We start from the raw sequence: 18,234 nt of genomic DNA on the forward strand, positions 1-18,234 counted from the left end.
CATGAAAATGAAGACATTACCAAACGATTTTCTATGGGGCGGTGCGCTAGCAGCGCATCAATTTGAGGGTGGCTGGAACGCTGGTGGCAAAGGACCGAGTGTCGTTGATGTATTGACGGCAGGAGCACACGGCGTCGCACGACGTATCACGGATCAAGTAGAGGAGAATGAATTCTATCCGAATCACGAGGCGATTGATTTTTATCACCGTTATAAAGAAGATATCGCCCTGTTCGCTGAGATGGGACTGAAATGTCTCCGGACGTCAATCGGTTGGAGCCGGATTTTCCCGAACGGAGACGAAGCTGAACCGAACGAAGAAGGACTGAAGTTTTATGATGACGTCTTTGACGAACTACTCAAATACGGTATCGAACCAATCATTACGTTGTCACATTTTGAGATGCCGCTTCACCTTGCGCGTGAATATGGCGGTTTCCGTAATCGGAAAGTGGCATTTTTCTTCGAGAAATTCGCAGAAGTCTGTTTCACGCGCTATAAAGACAAGGTCAAGTACTGGATGACGTTCAATGAGATCAATAACAAGATGGATGTCAGCAATCCACTGTTCCTCTGGACGAATTCCGGTGTCCTCCTCGATCCGGAAGAGAACGCGATGGAAGTCATGTATCAAACGGGACATCATGAATTGCTCGCAAGTGCGCTTGCCGTCGCAAAAGGGAAAGCGATCAACCCAGACTTCGAGATCGGAGCAATGGTTTCGCACGTACCGATCTATCCGTACTCATCGCACCCGGAAGATATTCTACTTGCTGAGACATCGATGCGTCAGCGTTACTTCTTCCCGGATGTTCAAGTCCGTGGTTATTATCCGTCTTACGCATTGAATGAGTTCAAACGAGAAGGATATGACATTCCAATCTTAGACGGAGATGCGGAGATTCTTCGTAACGGAACGGTCGACTATCTCGGATTCAGTTACTACATGTCGACGACTGTCAAACATGATGCCGTCGTCAATAATACAGGTAACATCGTTAACGGTGGTCTCGCGAATGGTGTCGAGAACCCATATATCCAGTCGAGCGACTGGGGCTGGGCGATTGATCCGGTTGGTCTGCGCTATGCGATGAATCGTCTCTATGACCGCTATCAGATTCCGTTGTTCATCGTCGAGAACGGTTTCGGTGCGATCGATACGATCGAGGATGGTCAGATTCATGATACAGCGCGGATCGATTACTTGCGTGCGCATATCGAAGCGTTCAAAGCAGCCGTGCTCGAAGATGGCGTCGAATTGATCGGCTACACGCCGTGGGGCGTCATCGACATTGTCTCTTTTACGACAGGAGAGATGAAAAAGCGCTACGGCATGATCTATGTCGACCGGGATAACGAGGGCAAAGGATCAATGGAACGGATGAAAAAGGATTCGTTCGATTGGTACCGTCACGTCATCGAGACGAACGGTGCTGCGTTACACAGTTCAGAGACGGCCAAATGATGATGTAAGGGGTAACGGAAAAAATCCGTTGCCTCTTTTTTTTAAGAATTAGAATGAAAAAGTAGTGGGGTATGGCACACTAAGGAAAAAACGGGGGACCGGTAAATGATCAAAAAACGCTATGCCGATCGACATGACTGGCGTCGCATCACACAACGACACTATGTTCATGAACAAGTAGAAAACGAAGTGTTTAACGGACATGTGACACTTCTTCAACTGATTGAAGTCGCTTCACCGTTAGATGTCCGTTATGGTGACGAAACGATTCGAATCGCTGACGCTGGTTACGTCTGGGTACAACAATTCCCAAGCGATGCTCATCATGCCGTGACCTCGATGTTTGACGCCACAGGTCAGTTGGTACAAACCTATATCGATATTTGTCTTCGTACCGGAGTGGAGGACGGACGAGTCTACTGGGAGGATCTGTTTCTCGATCTGATCGTTTTGCCATCAGGAGAAGTCTTATTAGTCGATGCGGACGAACTGGAAGCAGCGCAGGAGCAAGGGATTATCTCAGAAGCGGAATACACGCTCGCTTGGGTGGAAGCTAAACAATTGCAGAAACAACTACAAAATGGAACTTTTCTGCTCGTCACACACGCAGAAGTGATAAAAGAACGGCTAGAACAGCAATTTAAACAGGGAACACCGCGTTGACGGGGTTCCCTGTTTTTTAGGCGTGTCGTTCTGCTTCAACTTCGTTCGTCGTAAAGTACCGTTGCTTGCTCGGGAGGAGAACCAATCCGAGAAAACAGATTGTCACGATCACGAGGAGGCAGGCAAATAGAATCGTACTGAAGCGAATCGACCAGATGTCACCGAGCAGACCGATCGCGACGATTGCTAGAATCTGTAGCAGACTGACACCGACTCCGTAAAGACTCGTAAAGCGTCCCATTAAGTGTAGTGGAATATTCGTCTGTTGGAACGTTAGGAAACCGGTCCCCGCAAATGCGTGGAAACAACCGAGTAACAAGAAACCGATACAGACGATTGAAAATGAATTCGCACTCGCATACAGCATGTAACCGACCGCGACGAACACATAGCCAATCATTAGCATCATCCGAACGGAGAGTGTTTTGGCGTAGCGGGCGACGACCCAGCTGCCGGCGACGGAACCGATCCCAGTCAGACTCATCAGTAAACCATAATCGGTTTCCGATAAGCCGATGCTTCGCTGTAAAAAGACGACTTCTTGCGTATCGAGTGCAAGCGTCGCAATCATCATTAGCATCGCGAGGACATACAATCCAGTCACATAATGCGCGTCTTTACTGAACTGATAGACAAGCCGCCAATCGGACAGGATGTCTTGTAGCTGCATCCCTCGATCGACCGAAGCGGAAAAACGCGGCAACCGCATCAACAGAACCGCTGATCCGAGGAATGAGACGGCATTGAGCCAAATCGCAACGTCAGCAGAAGCGACATATAAGAGTCCACCAGCGAGAGCTGGACCAATTAAAAAAGCACCAGACGTGATCAGACTACGATAGGCATTAAATGATGTCCGGTCGTCTTTCGGTACAAGCGTCGTGATATAGGTTAAGGTCGCTGGTTCGACGATAGATTTAATGACGGCTAAGGCAAGCAAGTTGATATAGAGCATGGATAGTGGTAGAAATGGCAAAATGCCAATCAAGATTGCACGGAGTAGATCGGTCTGAATCAATAAGCGACGTAAGTCGGATCGGTCGACCCAACTACCTGCGAACGACTTGATGCCGAGTGAGACGACCGGGCTGATGATCCAAAGCGCAGCAACAGCGGACGCGGAGCCGGTTAAGCGATAAATATAAACGTTAATCGCAACAAGATAAATGAAGTCGCCGAACTGTGAGATACCGAGAGCGCTTAGGAGCGTCCGTTCACGAGAAGACATGACAGCATCCTTTCTTACATCATTTTCCAATAGTATACCAGAAAATTCAGATAACGTTTTCATATATCTCTATACTTTTTAAGAAAGAGTGGGTATACTTGGAAAAAATCAAAGGAAGAAGGGTTCGATCATGTTAACGACCATCGATTTATATCAAGCTTTGCCTGTACTTGAAACGGAACGACTCCGTTTGCGACCAGTTCGCACAGAAGATGCAGCAGATATCTATGCCTATACGAAAGATGAAGAGACAGCAAGATATGTCAGCTGGCATGCGCATAAAAGCCTTACGGATTCTGAACAATTCGTCGAACACATCCTTCGCCAATACGAACTAGGGAATCCTGCACCATGGGCAATCGAAGACAAAACGAGCGGACGGGTCATCGGAACGATTGATTTCATCAAAGTCTCGTTTGAGCACCAGCAAGCAGAACTCGGTTATGCGCTGTCGCGCGAGTACTGGGGGAAAGGTTTGATGCCGGAAGCAGCAGCGCGTCTTGTACAGTACGGTTTTGAGACACTCGGACTCGAGCGCATTCAAGCTCGTTGTTTTGTTGCAAATGATGGATCTGCTCGTGTCATGGAAAAGATCGGTATGACGTTCGAAGGAATCTCGCGGAGTGCTTTATTTGTTAAAGAGCGTTTCTGGGACTTAAAGATTTATGCGATCACGCGTAGTGATTTTGAAGGAAGGTAAGCGATGGGTTCACGACTGATGCATGCCTACATCGGACAACGATTGATTACGTCATTACCGGAACTTGACCCCGCTCGATTTCTTCTCGGTACGATCGCTCCTGATGCACGCTATGACGAGAAGGAGCAAGCCCACTATTATACGGGTGAATTAGCGAGCGGGACACGAACAATTGACTACGAAGCATTTTGGGGAGACTCGACGTCTTGGAATCCATCTTTTCGAAGTGGCTACTACGTCCATCTGATAGCGGACGATATTTGGTTACGCGGTTTTTATATGGGGTGGTTACGACAAGCGATCATAGCCGACGCCTCGATCGGTTCAAGATATCATGATGACTTTAGGCGGTACAATACACGCATCGCTCCGTTCGTGAAATGGAATGAACAAGCGATCAACGGAGCGCTTCATGAAGTGAGTGTACAGTCGAGGTGGAAAACACTTCCACAATTTGTTGGCGAGGTAGAAGAGGACCGACGAACCGTTCTGCCACAAGAATATGATATCTTGTTGCCGCATCAATTGGACGGATACATCGAAACAGCGATTGAACGGTCCATCCATCACTTAGGTGAAAAAGGGCTAAAGATCGATACAGCCAAAGAATCATCTCCGAATCATTGAATTGATCCATCTAACGGTTCCGAATAAGATGTAGCAGCATCCGTTCAGCAGACCAATCCACATCAGGTTAATCAGACTTTCTAAACCTTCAAACCAATCCATGACTGGTGTGACGAATAAAGCGAATACAAAAAGTACCATGACGGTCCAACTGACGGTTGGAATCAGGAAGAGAATTGTTAAGCCAGCGACTAAAGCTGGTACGATTCGTTTATAGATAAGATAGATTGCTGCCACGTTCAACGATAAAATATAGATTACAAACGCAATTAAAAATAATTGCGACATAAAATCACCTCCGAATAACAATAAGACGAAGAACGCATCCACTCAGCTTAGGATGCGTTTTTTCTTTATTCATTTTTTAAATTTTAATTCAAAGCAAAAAACTCGGAATAAGTTTAATTTTATGATATATTGGAAATAAGAAAAGTAAGGAAGTAAGGAATACAAGAAAAACACAGGAAGAAGGAAGTTCGTAATGGAGCTATCAAAGTTAACGTCAAAAGGACAGATCACCATTCCAAAAAAAATTAGGCAAGCCTTGCAAGTGGAGGAAGGAGATCGCGTGGCATTCATTGAGGAGGACGGATTTGTCATCATGGCGAAAGCGGATTTGAAACAGCTGCATGATCTTCAAGATATATTGAGTGATGAGACGTTCAAGGCACTCATCCACAAAGCGAATCACCATTTGTAAAATTTAAAAATAGGAGGAAATATAACATGGATATGCGAGAAGTAGATTTACCAGGAATCGGACGGAAGTTCGAAGGCATCACGACACGAGGAGATAAGGTGGTCGTCATCGTTCACGACGACGGACGTCGAGAGGTCCATCATTATGATGATGATGATTTTGATGAGAGCATCTCGAGTGTGACGTTTAATGACGCAGAAGCTCGTCAAATGGCAGGAATTCTCGGAGGACTGTCCTATAAGCCGAAAGATCTCGAGAAAATCGAATTAGCATTTGATGATCTTGTGATCGAATGGTTTAAAGTTGGTCAGGATTCAAAAGTCAACAATCAAACGATTGGGGAACTCGATATCCGCAACCAGTACGATATCTCGATTATTGCCGTGCTCAAGCATGACCGTTCAAAATCGCTGAATCCTGGACCAGAAACGCGTCTTGAAGTGGGAGATACGATCGTCTTATCAGGTGAGCGTCAAAACGTCCGTCACATCACGAAAGCATTATTCTCAATCGAAGGAGGCGGATAATATATGGATCATCTCATATTTGAAGTCGGTACCGCGCTTATCTTAGTGGCGATCGCGGCGTTGCTCGCGAACAAACTTAACTTCTCGATCATTCCGTTTTTAATTGTTTTAGGAATGATTGTTGGACCGCACGCTCCGACAATCGGGATACTAGACTTCAAGTTCATCGAAAGTGCTGAGTTCATCAGTTTTCTCGGACGAATCGGCGTCCTGTTCCTTTTATTCTATCTCGGACTCGAGTTCTCGATTGGTAAATTGATCCGGTCTGGGAAATCAATCGTTACGAGTGGAACGATTTATTTATCCATTAACTTTACGGGTGGTCTACTCTATGGATTCATCGCCGGGTTCCCACTTTACGAAGTGTTGATCATCGCTGGAATCATCACGATTTCCTCGAGTGCGATCGTCGCAAAAGTCTTAGTCGACTTACGTCGGACTGGTAATACGGAGACAGAATTGATCCTTGGAATCATTATGTTCGAGGATATTTTCCTAGCAGTTTACTTGTCTGTTTTATCTGGACTCTTGCTTGGTGACGGAACAACCTTAATGTCTTCTGTCACATCGATTTTGATTGCTCTTGGGTATATGTTGTTGTTCTTCATCATTGCTCGAAAAGCGACACCACTCTTGAACAAAATGCTAAAAATCGCTTCGGATGAAGTCTTCATCATCGTTGTCTTTGCTGCCCTGTTCTTCGTTGCTGGTTTTTCGGAAACGATTCATGTCGCAGAAGCAATTGGTGCCTTGTTACTCGGTCTCGTTTTCTCGGAAACCGATCAAGGAGAGCGGATCGAACATCTTGTCGTCCCGTTCCGTGACTTCTTCGGTGCCATCTTCTTCTTTAGTTTCGGATTGAGTATCGATCCAACGATGCTCTTAGATGCTGTCTGGCTCGCACTTGGTGCCGTCGTCATCACGATTGTCGGAAACTATGTCGCGGGAATGATTGCAGGACGTAAAGCAGGACTTTCGCATAAAGCTTCATCGAACATCGGCTTGACGATCGTCTCGCGCGGGGAGTTCTCGATCATCGTCGCGAATCTCGGAATCGCCGGTGGATTGATGGATATCTTGTCACCATTTTCGGCTCTGTACGTCTTGATTCTCGCGATTCTCGGACCACTGATGACAAAGGAATCGAAACGCATTTACAACGTCATGAATAAAATCTTCAAATGGACGGAACCGAAAGAGAAAAAGACAAAGAAAAATGCGTAATACGATGTAAACGAACAGCCAGTTCGGATTTCTCGAACTGGCTGTTGTTTTGTTTAAGTCAAGACATCATATGTCGCCATCAGGAATTGTCCCGATTGACGACTGTCCTTCAAGTGAAGATTCGTTTCAACGGTTCCTTCTGGAAATAACGGGATACCCGTTCCGAGAATGACAGGGGCCATCGCGAGTTCGATTGAACTGACGCACTGTAACCGTAGCGCTTCTTGAATCAATTCGCCGCCACCAACAAGCCAGACCTTGCCATCAATTGTCGGTGTGATCCGCTCAAGTAATTGATCGAGCGGTTCATCCGTATAGGTGACCGTCTCTGACGTTCGTTGCGTCCGGCTGTAAATATAACTTGGAATATCCGCGTATGGATACGTCTCGCTGAGTTGAAGGACTTCCTCATACGTTTTTCGACCCATGATGACGGCACCAATCTGTTCATAAAAAGTTTGATAGCCATTATCACCGTCTCCAGCAACAGCAAATAACCAGTCGAGGGAACCATCGTGTCTAGCAATTTTTCCATCAAGACTACAAGCGATATACAGTACGGTCGTAGATTGAGACATTAAAATTCCTCCTTAGGATTTGTGTGACTTCATCTTAGCGTATAATGACGACAAAAGATGTCGTCATTTGAGGAGGAACTTTATGAATACGAGACAATGGCGTTTGGTCCGTTTATTAAACCGGGGGGAACACTTTTCTGCACGTATGCTAGCGGAAGAATGTAAGGTATCGATCCGGACGATTCAACGAGACATGACGGTTCTTGAAGCAAATGGTTATCCGATTTATAGTGAACCGGGCGTAGCCGGGGGCTACCGGATGCTGCCGCACCGGAATATGCCGCCACTCGTTTTGACAAATGAAGAGACGATTGTCTTGTTCATGCTACTCGAATGGGTCGGTCAGATTCCAGATTTTCCGTTCGGGACGATCCGCCAGGAAGTCGCTGAACGCTATGCGAACGAGTTACCGAAGATGACGGAGCAACAGATTGTAAAATGGAAAGACCGCTTTCGATTTCAAGCGGTCGATACACCACCGTCACCGCGAAATCCTGCGTTACTCGACCTTTTAGAGAGCGGACTTATGGGGAATATTCTCTATGAGACGACAAAAGGTCAAAAGTCGATCGTAGTGGATCCGATCGGCTTATCGTTCGAACACAATCGCTGGTATTTTTATGGACGGACTGACCGTGGATTTCGGCAGTTCCGTGTCGACCGAGTTCTAGGTGTATCGCTTCATGAGTTGCCTGCAACTGATTTGACCTTTTCTGATTTAGAAAAGAACATGACACATGTACCGATGACGACGGTGAAACTAGAATTAACTTCTTTAGGTGAACGAATGCTCGAAGGCATTTTACCTCTTCGTCGTGACCGAACATGGCAAATTCCGATTCGCGAGCTCACTTTTTTAGGACGACAATTGATGCGGCTCGGTCCGGAAGTTCGAGTCATAGAACCGCAGGATCTCCGCGAACAATTGATTCGTCAAGCAGAAAAAATGATCGCTGTGCAACAGTCCGATAAGCCGTTCGGACAGAATTGATCAAAAAACTATGTTACGATATAGCTAGAAAGAAACAATAGAGGAAGGGGTCTTCCATGGAAACACTATCACTGATTTTATTGATGCTTGCGCTCATCTTACTGACGCAAGTCGTCGGACATTACATCCGTTTCATCCCAACGGCTTTGATCCAAATCATTGCCGGAACCGTCGCCGCTCTCCTGATGAGTGGCTTGACGATTGAGGTCGAATCCGAATGGTTCCTCCTGTTATTTATTGCTCCGTTACTTTATAACGATAGCTCTCACTTTCCGCGCGAAGATTTGTGGCGGATGCGCACAGCGATCTTCGGTAATGCAATCATCCTCGTCTTATTGACGACGATCGTCGGAGGATACTTCATCAATTGGTTGATTCCGGTCATTCCAGTCGCTGCTGCGTTTGCCTTAGCCGCAATCTTATCGCCAACGGATCCAATTGCCGTCAACGGAATTGCAAAACGTGTCCAGATTCCAGAACAAATCTTGACACTCGTTCGCGGAGAATCGCTGATCAATGATGCATCGGGATTAGTCGCGTTCAGTTATGCTGTTGCCGCTGTTGTCACGGGTTACTTCTCGATTCAGAGTGCGACAACAGAGTTCTTTTACATGTTCTTCGTTGGAGCCTTGATCGGATTGTTGATTTCGCTCACGATGAACTTTCTCAAGGTACGCTTGCGTCGAGCGGGTATTGAAGATGTCGTCTTCTACGCTTTACTGCAAATCCTGACACCATTTATCATCTTCTTCGTTGCTGAAGAAGGATTTCATGCATCAGGCGTCATCGCCGTCGTCACAGGTGGTATCTTGCATGCCTTGATCAAAGAACGAACAGAAACGTTCTTTGCGCAAGAGCAGACGTTGACGGATAACATCTGGACGATGATTGCGTATACGTTAAACGGGATTATCTTCTTATTGCTCGGTTTGACGTTGCCAGAAGCGACACGCGAGATTTTTGCGGATGACGCGATCAACAACTGGCGTCTCATGCTATATGTCATCGAAATCGGTTCATTCATTCTCGCGATCCGTCTCGTCTGGACGATGTTCTTCAATTGGTTCGATCATCGGTTCTTTAAAAAAGAGGACCGCGATCATCGTCGACCGTCCTTCAAACAAGATTTAATTACGACACTGGTCGGGGTTCGCGGAACGATCACGATGGTCGGGGTCTTGTCATTACCGTTCTTGACGGAGTCCGGCGAAGCCTTCCCCGAACGCTCATTGATTATCTTCCTTGCAGCGGGTGTCATCATCTATACGCTCGTTCTCGCGACGATTCTCTTACCGGTATTGAACCGTGGTGAGGCGGCAACGCCGATCGCACTCGACCTGAATGCCCAAAAACAACGGATGATTCGCCGGGCGATCTCAGAGATCAAACAAGTGACGGACGAAGACAATGCGGTCGTTGCGTTTGATTTACTCAATGAGTATCATGTGATGCTCCGGTTGTTGCGCGCGCAGGAAAAAAGTCAAGAAGAGCTCGATCAATTCAATGATCAGTTGAAGGCACTTCGTCTTGAAGCCGTCCAGTGGGAAAAGGAAGAATCAAAACGTTTCGTCGCTGAGAACAAGGTGCCGGATCTGCTGAAAAAGGATGTTTTCCGCTCGATTGAAAATCGTCGCAAGGCGATCGGTAAGGATTCGCGTTTCCAGATCGTCCAGCCGATTCGTAAATTGTGGTGGAAACGGAAACGATCGAACATGTCGTCGGATGCGTTAATTCAAATGACGCAAGTCGAGCATGATCTGTATGAAAAGGTCATGGGCACAGTCATCGAACGTCTCGAGAATTGCCGCACGTCTTATCCACCAGACGTCGTTCAAAGTGTGCTTGAGTTCTATAAACGACTTCGTTTCAAACATACGCGTTGGTCATCACCAATCGGTGGCAAGGACGTCGATCAGCAGAAGGAAGAGCTCTGCTTGAAAGCCATCGAAGTCCAGCGTCTTGAAATCGCCAATATGTCAAAAGAAGGGGATCTCTCGAACGAAGAGGAGAAGGAGTTACGCCGCTTCATTCACTATATCGAGAGTGTCGTTCTCTACGAATACGTTGAATAATATTTAAAAAAAGACAAGAAGAGCAAACTTTTAATGCTCTTCTTGTCTTTTTTTATATCACGACTTGAGTGCCAACTTCTGAAAAAATAAAACGAGTAACTGTATGCGCATAAGGATGGATTTGTTCTATAAAAAATTCTGCCTCTTGAAACGTTTGGAAATGTAATTTTAGCATGAAGCAAGAATCACCAGATATTCGATAACAAAAGTCAACGTTAGTAAGTTGCTGAATATGATTTTTAAATGAATCGTACCGTCCTTCTTTAATGGTTGCTTCTACTAAACATTCAATAGGAGAACCTAGCTTTTCGTAATCGATTTTTAAACTGTATTCTTTAATGAGTCCAAAAGATTCCATTTGTCGGACACGCTCTGTTACGGAAGGAGCTGATAAATTAATTCGTTTAGCTAATGAACGCATCGACAGTCGACTATCTTGAGCCAGTTCATTTAATATTTGTCGATCAATCATATCGATTTTCAAATGTAAATCCTCCTTCAAAATAAGTTGTTGGATATAAAGTATTAGTTCGATATTTGTTTCAAATGAAATGTGATAATTTTTAATCATTATATAAAATTATTGTAGAAGGAGTGAATAAAATGACAAAAATACCTTTATCCCAAATAGGAGAAACACCATTTCAAAAATTACTAGGTCATAATCCTAAAATCTTATCCAGTTGGACAAGGCTAGAAAAAGATTTGATTGAAGAGGGAGCCTTAAGTTCGGATGTGAAAGAACAAGTTAGAAGAACATTAGCGCAATCAAATGGATGTGCATATTGCAAGGCAAAAGGAAAGCCAAAGAAAAAAATGATGGATGAAAAAATGATTTTAGCAACTGGATTTGCAGATCTTTTTTTAAAGGTGAAAGGAAATATCCCTGATTCAATATTTTTACTCATGAATGAAACATTTACTATTCCAGAAATCAGTGAATTATGTGCATTCATTACATTTTGTACAGCATCTCAATACTACGGAGCAATCATGAATTTACAGCCAATTGATAGTCCCTGATTTTACTTTTTTTACACACTTTTATATTTTTTCTTTAGTGCATTCTGAACAGTCCATCTTTGATGTTCATGAAATAGATGATCGATTGCATCAGACGGATCGATCCATTGTAAGACATGATCATCCTCGATTGGACTTTGTACTTCCTCTCCAGCATCACAACGATAGAACTGCCCTTCGTTCAAATAATATGTCGTTTCATTTTGTGAATAGAAATATTGATTGGCTCGTCCGATGAAATCACCGATATTGACGTCCATTCCCGTTTCTTCAAGTACCTCTCTTTTTAAACATTCTTCTGGCGTCTCATTGGCCTCAATACCGCCACCCGGAAGAAACAACTTGCCGTCCTTTTTTTGAATGACGGCGATTTTACCTGTTTGAGGGTCGCGCATGACCGCATAAACAGCAGGTCTCGTGATGTAGTGTTGGTTCTGTTGTCTCTGCCCGAATGTGATGACATCCATTGTTTAATCACTCCTTTTCGTATAATCATTTGAATTCAATCATACCTTACAAAATAGTATGTAAGCATCAGCCGTACAAAAACCCCTCATTTCGATTTAGAAATGAGGGGTTACCTATGAATAAAGATGGTTCGTTTCAAACGAAATGTCTGATGGATTAACCGAGCGACAAGTATTTGACTTCGAGATAATCTTCGATGCCGTAGACGCCACCTTCACGGCCAAGACCACTCTCTTTATAGCCACCAAATGGGGCTTGTGCAGCTGATGGCGCACCATCGTTCAGACCGACGATCCCGTATTCGAGTCGTTTTCCGAGCATCAATGCTTCATCGATGCGTTCAGAGAACGCGTAAGCCGCAAGTCCGTATGGTGTGTTGTTCGCCCGTTCGATGACTTCATCAAGTGTCTCAAAGACAGAAATCGGTGCGAGCGGACCAAACGTCTCTTCCTGCATGCAAAGCATATCTTCCGTGACATTCGCAAGCACGGTCGGTGTGACGAAGTAGCCGACCGATTCGTCAATCGTACCACCAGTCAAAATCGTTGCTCCTTTTGCGACAGCGTCATCGATGTGTGCTTTGACTTTTGCAACGGCTTTCGCATTGATCAATGGACCAACTGTCGAGTCAGCGTCCATGCCGTTCCCGACTTGTAGTTGTTTGACGGCTGCTGTGAATTTTTCCGTGAATGCATCAAGGACAGATGCTTGCACATAGAAACGGTTCGTCGCGACACACGCTTGACCACCGTTGCGGAATTTTGAACGCATTGCCCCTTCGACAGCTTTATCGAGATCCGCATTTTCCGTGACGATGAAGGGTGCGTGACCACCGAGTTCAAGTGATAGTTTTTTCATCGTATCGGCTGCTTGACGCATGATCAATTTCCCGACGGCTGTTGAACCTGTGAACGTGATCTTCCGGACACGGGAATCGGCTTGCCAGACACCACTGATTGTTGCCGCGTCACCTGTTAGGACATTGATGACACCTTTAGGGATACCTGCTTCTTCTGCTAGTTCAACGAGGCGAAGTGCCGTAAACGGTGTCTCTTCCGATGGTTTAAGGACAATCGTACAACCCGCTGCAAGAGCCGGTGCGAGTTTACGTGTGATCATCGCTGCCGGGAAGTTCCACGGTGTGATTGCTGCAACGACACCAACCGGTTCTTTTTCGACGAACAGTCGCTTTCCTGGAACGGAAGCCGGAATCGTTTCACCGTAAATCCGACGTGCTTCTTCAGCGTACCAACGAACATATTGATTGCCGTAATCGACTTCACCGAGCGCTTCGACATACGGTTTCCCTTGTTCCGTCGTCATGATTCGGGCGAGTTCCTCGCGGTGTTCATTGATCAAGCGATACCAGGCGTCGACTAAATTCGCACGTATGTCTGCGGTTTCGTTTGACCACTTCACGAATGCTTCGCTCGCTGCATCAACGGAACGTTGTGCGTCTTCCGCTGAACTGGCCGGAACATGTCCGAGTAACGCTTTCGTTGCTGGGTCATAGACCGGAATCGTTTCTGACTTATCGTACCATTCCCCATTAATTAAGTTCTTTTCAATCATCTTGTTGCACCTCCGTGAATTTCGTTACGTTCTTTATTAAACACCTCAAGACGAGTGAACGGAAGTTCCGCTTTGGATGGACAGTCATAACGAAACGGAATGACTCAAAAAATAGTTAATCGACTGAATAATCGGGAACAGTTACAATAAATGGGGAATGAAAATGTCAAAATTGATAAAGGGGTCGAAAGTCATGAAACGGAACTGGATCATTAGCGGTGTGGTGCTAAGTTTACTACTAAGTGGATGTGGGGGAAGCGAAGTCGCCGAGAAAAAGTCTGAAAAACCACGAGAAACTGAACAAAAAAGGCAAGCTACTCAGCAAGCATACATAGAAAAGACGATACAGCGTGCCGAGCGTTACGCTGCCCAGTACGATTATGAGCGAGCAATCAAGGTATTAAAACCTGTACGCACAAAAGAGACGAAACAGAGGGAAGAAGAATACGAACAGAAAAAGCAGACGCTCCTGCCTGTGACGAAACCTGTGCCACATCTCTTTTTCCATTCATTGATTGCTGATCCAAATCAAGCATTTGATGGCGACCGGAAGGAAGCGGGATACGATGATTACATGGTGACACAACAGGAGTTCGAACGGATTTTAGATGCGTTGTACAAAAACAACTACGTACTCGTCCGACCAACAGATTTAGCAAAAGAGGTGAACGGGAAGATCGTCGAGACAACCGTCCGTTTACCAAAAGGAAAACACCCGCTCGTGCTCTCGCAGGACGACGTCAATTATTACGAATACATGAAAGGCGATGGATTTGCGAAGAATTTAAAAGTGAAGGATGGCAAAATCGTCAACACGATGGTCGGAAAGCCGGATGGCGCTTATGATCTCGTACCGATCGTCGATGCGTTCGTCCAGTCTCATCCTGACTTTTCCTATAAAGGAGCAAAAGGGTTGCTCGGTATTACAGGTTATAATGGGGTGCTCGGGTATCGTTCCTCCTACAACCAGTACGGACACAATAAACAGGTCGAAACGGCACGAAAACAAGCGAAACAGACCGCCGTCGCATTAAAACAGGATGGCTGGCAGTTCGCGAGTCATACGTACGGACATATTTGGGTCGGGAAAGAATCAGTCACGACGATTCGCGCGGATCTTAAACGCTACAAACAGGACGTTGCCCCGCTGATCGGAAAAACGACGCAACTGATTTATCCATATGGCAGTGATGTCGGGGATTGGCACGAGTATTCGGGTGAGAAATATCGTTTGCTCATCGATAGCGGTTTCCGTTATTTCTTCAATGTTGATGCGAGTCAACATGCGTGGAAACAAGTTGGACCCGACTACTTCCGCCAAGCTCGAATCAACGTTGATGGGATTCGTTTACGTCAAGCCGTTGCTGGAAAGACGAGCGTCCTAGATCCATTCTTTGATGCGAAAGAGGTCTTTGATCCAGCACGACCGGAACGGAAGTGACATGGTCCTTCGATTGATCAACTAGCTAGTAGTGAGAGAAGAGCTTTTCCTCTTTGACGGTAACGTTCTAGGTGATTGCTCAATTCCTCGTTTGAAACGATAGAATCAGATAAAAGATTAAATGTTTGTCGAACGAAATGAAAATTGAAACAACCCGAAAGCCAGAGTAACGATTTAAGTCGAACAAAATCATCGTGATCAAAAATATTCATGTCATAGTTTCCTAAAATCGTTTGCGCTAGTTCAGGGGACACGCTAAAAGAATGAATCCCTTCATTCCGTGCGTACCATTTAAGGATCCATGCGATGTCTTGTATACGATCAGAGTAACCGATATGTTCATGATCAACGATTCCGACGATATGATCATTCTTCCATAATATATTTAGTGCATTGAGGTCTGTTGATAAAACAGGTAGCATATCGTTCTTCGATCTGCGTTGTGCCTGATAGATATGGAACTGAACGAGATCGAGATAGTTACCTAACCTTTGTTGTTCTATTGAGGTGATGACAGTATCCACCTTTGATAAATCATGATGCCATTTTTGATAGGCGACGGTATGGTCAACGACCGGAAAAGAAAATTGCGAATCGACCGGTATATCATGTAGTTGCCTGAGCAACGCACCCATTTTTGACGCTGATGATTTAGTTTGTGCAGTAATATGTGTGCCGTCTATCCAATCAAAGAGGACACAGCGCCATGCTTGACCAGCATCATCCCGAATCAATGAAAATGTATTTGAGTCAGTTGTCGGTTGAACGCGTTTCATGAAGGGGAGTCCGTGTGCACGTATCCTATCAGTTGCGTATAATTGCTGATTCAAATCAGATGCAGAGGCAAGTTCTGTCTCAGAACTATATCGATCATCCGCAACAAGGCGTAAAGAATAAGCGTTACTATTACAGATTATTCGATAATGTTTGTCACCATGAATTCCGAAAGTCGATAAAGAGATTGAATGATCAATAGCAGAATCATATGAAATCCCAAATCGTGATAGAGCGATCGAAATCAATTGATTATCTTCAGGACACATAGTTCACGCTCCTCAAACGGTATAGCTCAAAACGGTAGTGGCTGCGTTCCGTCCTGATCCGTAAAGTGATAGGTCTTCGCGAGATCGGCAACGAAGACGGCTTGTCCAGAATAACGGCTAACGGCGTCATCCGCCATCAGCGTTGTAACGGCTCGTCCGATATAGGTCGTCGATTCAGTCGCAGCACTCGCAAATCCAGCATCGACGACCCGTTCAGTCCGCATGAAACCGGGGCAGAGCGCGATGACAGAAATGGTCGTCTGAGCTAACTCCTGCGCCATGACGTGTGTCATTCGATTAATCGTTTGCATCGCCAAATCATAATAGAGGTTTCCGGCCACCTGATCTGGAGTGAATGACGTCAAATTGATGACGAGCGCAGCTGGACTTTGTTGTAGCAATGGCATCGTAGCCCGAATCGTCCACAAATACGCTTTTGGTCCGGCAGACATCATCGCGTCCCAATGTTCCGGTGGTCGCTCCCAAAACCGTCGTCCGGTTCCAGACGGCAAGTGGCTTTCCGAACCACCGAACACGCAGTTGACGAGGAAATCGATTCGACCATGTTGGTGCTGAATCTGCTGAATCAGACGATCGATGTCCGTTTGATTCGTATGGTCACAAAAGACTGGGATGCCAAGTCCGCCGCGTGCTGTGACACCAGCAGCTGTCTCTTCGATCGTTTCGCTTCGTTGATCCGTTGTCTGTTCATTCGTACTCCGTCCTGTGACGTAGACAATCGTTCCAGCGTCACCCAAGGCATAAGCGATGCCACGTCCGGCACCACGCGAGGCGCCAGCGACGAGTGCAATCCGTTTTGACATGATGAAACTCCTTTCAGATACGAGAAGACGGATGGGCAGATGCGCATCCGTCTTCTTCTGTCTTTAAAAACCTTTAATCGTCATCCCACCATCGACATAAAGCGTTTGTCCGGTCACGTAACGGGCTGCAGCAGACGATAAGAAGACAGCTGGTCCAACCAGTTCTTCTAATTCACCGACCCGACCGAGCGGTGTCACGTCAACGATCTCTTGCAGGTATGTAGGATCTTTCAGTAATGGTTCCGTTAATGGTGTCTTAAAATACCACGGTCCGATCGCATTGACACGAATGTTTTGTGGTCCCCATTCAAGCGCCAGTACTTTCGTCATCTGAATCATTGCCGCTTTCGTCGTCGCATACACGACGCCGGTCCGTAAGGCGACGTGACCAGCAACCGAGGCGATATTTAAAATGCTTCCACCTGTCTCCTGCATCCGTTTACCAATTTCTTGAGCAAAGAAGAACGCGGATTTCAGATTGGTCTGCTGGATCGTTTCCCACTCGTCTTCCGTCACATCAAGTGCCTTCGAACGAATGTTCATTCCGGCATTGTTGACGAGCCCATCAATCTGCGGTACTTGTTCGTAGGCACGAGCTACCGTCTCGACGACTTGTTTCCGGTCAGTGATGTCGCACGGGAATATGTAAGCCGTTCGACCGAGTCGTTCGATTTCTTGTGCCGTCTCTTTCAAATCGCGTTCCGTCCGGGCGACGAGAATGATGTCGGCACCTGCTTCTGCCATTCCGATGGCGAGCGCACGTCCGATGCCTCGACCAGCTCCTGTGATGAGAAATGTCTGATCGGTTAACGAAAAACTTGGAAGATACATGATGTCACGTCCTTTTATTGAGAGTCATCACTTACTCTAATGAAAAATTGACTGAAAAGAAAGAAAAATCACTCCGAGCTAGAGTGGAGATGGTAAAATATTGAAAAGGAGGGAAGAGATGAAGCTTGGTTTAGTTATGATATTATGTATAAGCGCTTGAAAGTCTTGAATTCATTTACTTTAGATTAAAACAATAAGCTAAAAAGCTGAAGAAATAATGACAAAAGTATATAAGGTTCAAACGATAAAAACTTTTT

The 18,234-nt window shown here is 45.7% G+C and carries 20 protein-coding genes; 11 read left to right on the plus strand and 9 right to left on the minus strand.

Annotation, left to right across the window (positions count from 1 at the left end):
* The first annotated feature begins 7 nt into the window (after window positions 1-7).
* On the plus strand, window positions 8-1,465 hold the full coding sequence (gene bglA, locus BW42_RS03640) for a 6-phospho-beta-glucosidase BglA (RefSeq protein WP_035407578.1): 1,458 nt from the start codon (window positions 8-10) through the stop codon (window positions 1,463-1,465).
* 105 nt (window positions 1,466-1,570) lie between these two features.
* Window positions 1,571-2,128: a DUF402 domain-containing protein gene (locus tag BW42_RS03645; RefSeq protein WP_052019004.1), complete on the plus strand. Its 558-nt coding sequence runs from the start codon at window positions 1,571-1,573 to the stop codon at window positions 2,126-2,128.
* Window positions 2,129-2,144: 16 nt separating this feature from the next.
* Here BW42_RS03645 and BW42_RS03650 read toward each other — a convergent pair whose 3' ends face one another.
* The gene (locus BW42_RS03650; protein WP_035407583.1) at window positions 2,145-3,356 is read right to left on the minus strand and encodes an MFS transporter; all 1,212 of its coding nucleotides are present in this window, start codon (window positions 3,354-3,356) and stop codon (window positions 2,145-2,147) included.
* Between the two features lie 130 nt (window positions 3,357-3,486).
* Here BW42_RS03650 and BW42_RS03655 point away from each other — a divergent pair, with 130 nt between their 5' ends.
* Window positions 3,487-4,056 (plus strand): GNAT family N-acetyltransferase, encoded by a 570-nt coding sequence (locus BW42_RS03655; protein WP_035407587.1) that lies wholly within the window; start codon window positions 3,487-3,489, stop codon window positions 4,054-4,056.
* A gap of 3 nt (window positions 4,057-4,059) precedes the next feature.
* Window positions 4,060-4,683 (plus strand): zinc dependent phospholipase C family protein, encoded by a 624-nt coding sequence (locus BW42_RS15975; protein WP_052019005.1) that lies wholly within the window; start codon window positions 4,060-4,062, stop codon window positions 4,681-4,683.
* Here the strand turns inward: BW42_RS15975 and BW42_RS03665 are convergent.
* Window positions 4,666-4,971: a hypothetical protein gene (locus tag BW42_RS03665; RefSeq protein WP_035407589.1), complete on the minus strand. Its 306-nt coding sequence runs from the start codon at window positions 4,969-4,971 to the stop codon at window positions 4,666-4,668. The two genes, BW42_RS15975 and BW42_RS03665, sit on opposite strands and share 18 nt — an antisense overlap.
* A 193-nt stretch (window positions 4,972-5,164) precedes the next feature.
* Between BW42_RS03665 and BW42_RS16625 the strand changes: the two genes are divergently transcribed.
* Genes BW42_RS16625 through BW42_RS03680 form a run of 3 tightly spaced genes read left to right on the plus strand, consistent with a single transcriptional unit; the run spans window position 5,165 to window position 7,134 of the window.
* Window positions 5,165-5,383 (plus strand): AbrB/MazE/SpoVT family DNA-binding domain-containing protein, encoded by a 219-nt coding sequence (locus BW42_RS16625; protein WP_035407592.1) that lies wholly within the window; start codon window positions 5,165-5,167, stop codon window positions 5,381-5,383.
* A gap of 26 nt (window positions 5,384-5,409) precedes the next feature.
* Window positions 5,410-5,910: a cation:proton antiporter regulatory subunit gene (locus BW42_RS03675; RefSeq protein WP_035407594.1), complete on the plus strand. Its 501-nt coding sequence runs from the start codon at window positions 5,410-5,412 to the stop codon at window positions 5,908-5,910.
* Between the two features lie 3 nt (window positions 5,911-5,913).
* Window positions 5,914-7,134 carry a cation:proton antiporter gene (locus BW42_RS03680; protein ID WP_035407596.1) on the plus strand — a complete coding sequence of 407 codons (1,221 nt, stop codon included), beginning with the start codon at window positions 5,914-5,916 and terminating at the stop codon, window positions 7,132-7,134.
* Between the two features lie 53 nt (window positions 7,135-7,187).
* On the opposite strand, the gene BW42_RS03685 is transcribed toward BW42_RS03680, so the two are convergent.
* The gene (locus BW42_RS03685) at window positions 7,188-7,712 is read right to left on the minus strand and encodes a dihydrofolate reductase family protein (protein WP_035407598.1); all 525 of its coding nucleotides are present in this window, start codon (window positions 7,710-7,712) and stop codon (window positions 7,188-7,190) included.
* An 82-nt stretch (window positions 7,713-7,794) separates the two neighbouring features.
* Between BW42_RS03685 and BW42_RS03690 the strand changes: the two genes are divergently transcribed.
* Both BW42_RS03690 and BW42_RS03695 read left to right on the plus strand, forming a co-directional pair.
* Window positions 7,795-8,703: a YafY family protein gene (locus BW42_RS03690; protein ID WP_035407600.1), complete on the plus strand. Its 909-nt coding sequence runs from the start codon at window positions 7,795-7,797 to the stop codon at window positions 8,701-8,703.
* Window positions 8,704-8,759: 56 nt separating this feature from the next.
* The gene (locus BW42_RS03695) at window positions 8,760-10,775 is read left to right on the plus strand and encodes a Na+/H+ antiporter (RefSeq protein ID WP_035407603.1); all 2,016 of its coding nucleotides are present in this window, start codon (window positions 8,760-8,762) and stop codon (window positions 10,773-10,775) included.
* A gap of 52 nt (window positions 10,776-10,827) precedes the next feature.
* Here the strand turns inward: BW42_RS03695 and BW42_RS03700 are convergent, their stop codons facing one another.
* Window positions 10,828-11,259 carry an Lrp/AsnC family transcriptional regulator gene (locus BW42_RS03700; RefSeq protein WP_035407606.1) on the minus strand — a complete coding sequence of 144 codons (432 nt, stop codon included), beginning with the start codon at window positions 11,257-11,259 and terminating at the stop codon, window positions 10,828-10,830.
* Window positions 11,260-11,378: 119 nt separating this feature from the next.
* Here BW42_RS03700 and BW42_RS03705 point away from each other — a divergent pair, with 119 nt between their 5' ends.
* Window positions 11,379-11,798 carry a carboxymuconolactone decarboxylase family protein gene (locus tag BW42_RS03705; RefSeq protein ID WP_035407609.1) on the plus strand — a complete coding sequence of 140 codons (420 nt, stop codon included), beginning with the start codon at window positions 11,379-11,381 and terminating at the stop codon, window positions 11,796-11,798.
* 11 nt (window positions 11,799-11,809) lie between these two features.
* On the opposite strand, the gene BW42_RS03710 is transcribed toward BW42_RS03705, so the two are convergent.
* Both BW42_RS03710 and BW42_RS03715 read right to left on the minus strand, forming a co-directional pair.
* Window positions 11,810-12,265, minus strand: coding sequence for an NUDIX hydrolase (locus BW42_RS03710; protein WP_035407612.1), 456 nt, complete (start codon window positions 12,263-12,265; stop codon window positions 11,810-11,812).
* A gap of 157 nt (window positions 12,266-12,422) precedes the next feature.
* Entirely contained in the window at window positions 12,423-13,838 is a 1,416-nt protein-coding gene (locus BW42_RS03715; RefSeq protein ID WP_035407615.1) for an NAD-dependent succinate-semialdehyde dehydrogenase, read from the minus strand.
* A gap of 193 nt (window positions 13,839-14,031) precedes the next feature.
* On the opposite strand from BW42_RS03715, the gene BW42_RS03720 reads away from it, so the two are divergent.
* Complete coding sequence (locus tag BW42_RS03720) at window positions 14,032-15,279, plus strand: polysaccharide deacetylase family protein (protein ID WP_081780356.1); 1,248 nt, start codon at window positions 14,032-14,034, stop codon at window positions 15,277-15,279.
* Window positions 15,280-15,296: 17 nt separating this feature from the next.
* Here BW42_RS03720 and BW42_RS03725 read toward each other — a convergent pair whose 3' ends face one another.
* The 3 genes from BW42_RS03725 to BW42_RS03735 all read right to left on the minus strand — a co-directional run bounded on the left by BW42_RS03725 (window position 15,297) and on the right by BW42_RS03735 (window position 17,977).
* Window positions 15,297-16,322 carry a phosphotransferase gene (locus BW42_RS03725; RefSeq protein WP_035407621.1) on the minus strand — a complete coding sequence of 342 codons (1,026 nt, stop codon included), beginning with the start codon at window positions 16,320-16,322 and terminating at the stop codon, window positions 15,297-15,299.
* Window positions 16,323-16,348: 26 nt separating this feature from the next.
* A complete protein-coding gene (locus BW42_RS03730; protein ID WP_035407625.1) occupies window positions 16,349-17,146 on the minus strand; it encodes an SDR family NAD(P)-dependent oxidoreductase in 798 nt (265 codons plus the stop codon).
* Window positions 17,147-17,209: 63 nt separating this feature from the next.
* A complete protein-coding gene (locus BW42_RS03735) occupies window positions 17,210-17,977 on the minus strand; it encodes an SDR family NAD(P)-dependent oxidoreductase (RefSeq protein ID WP_035407629.1) in 768 nt (255 codons plus the stop codon).
* Window positions 17,978-18,234 lie beyond the last annotated feature (257 nt).

It is taken from the genome of Exiguobacterium sp. RIT341, assembly GCF_000632205.1.
Lineage (GTDB): Bacteria > Bacillota > Bacilli > Exiguobacteriales > Exiguobacteriaceae > Exiguobacterium_A.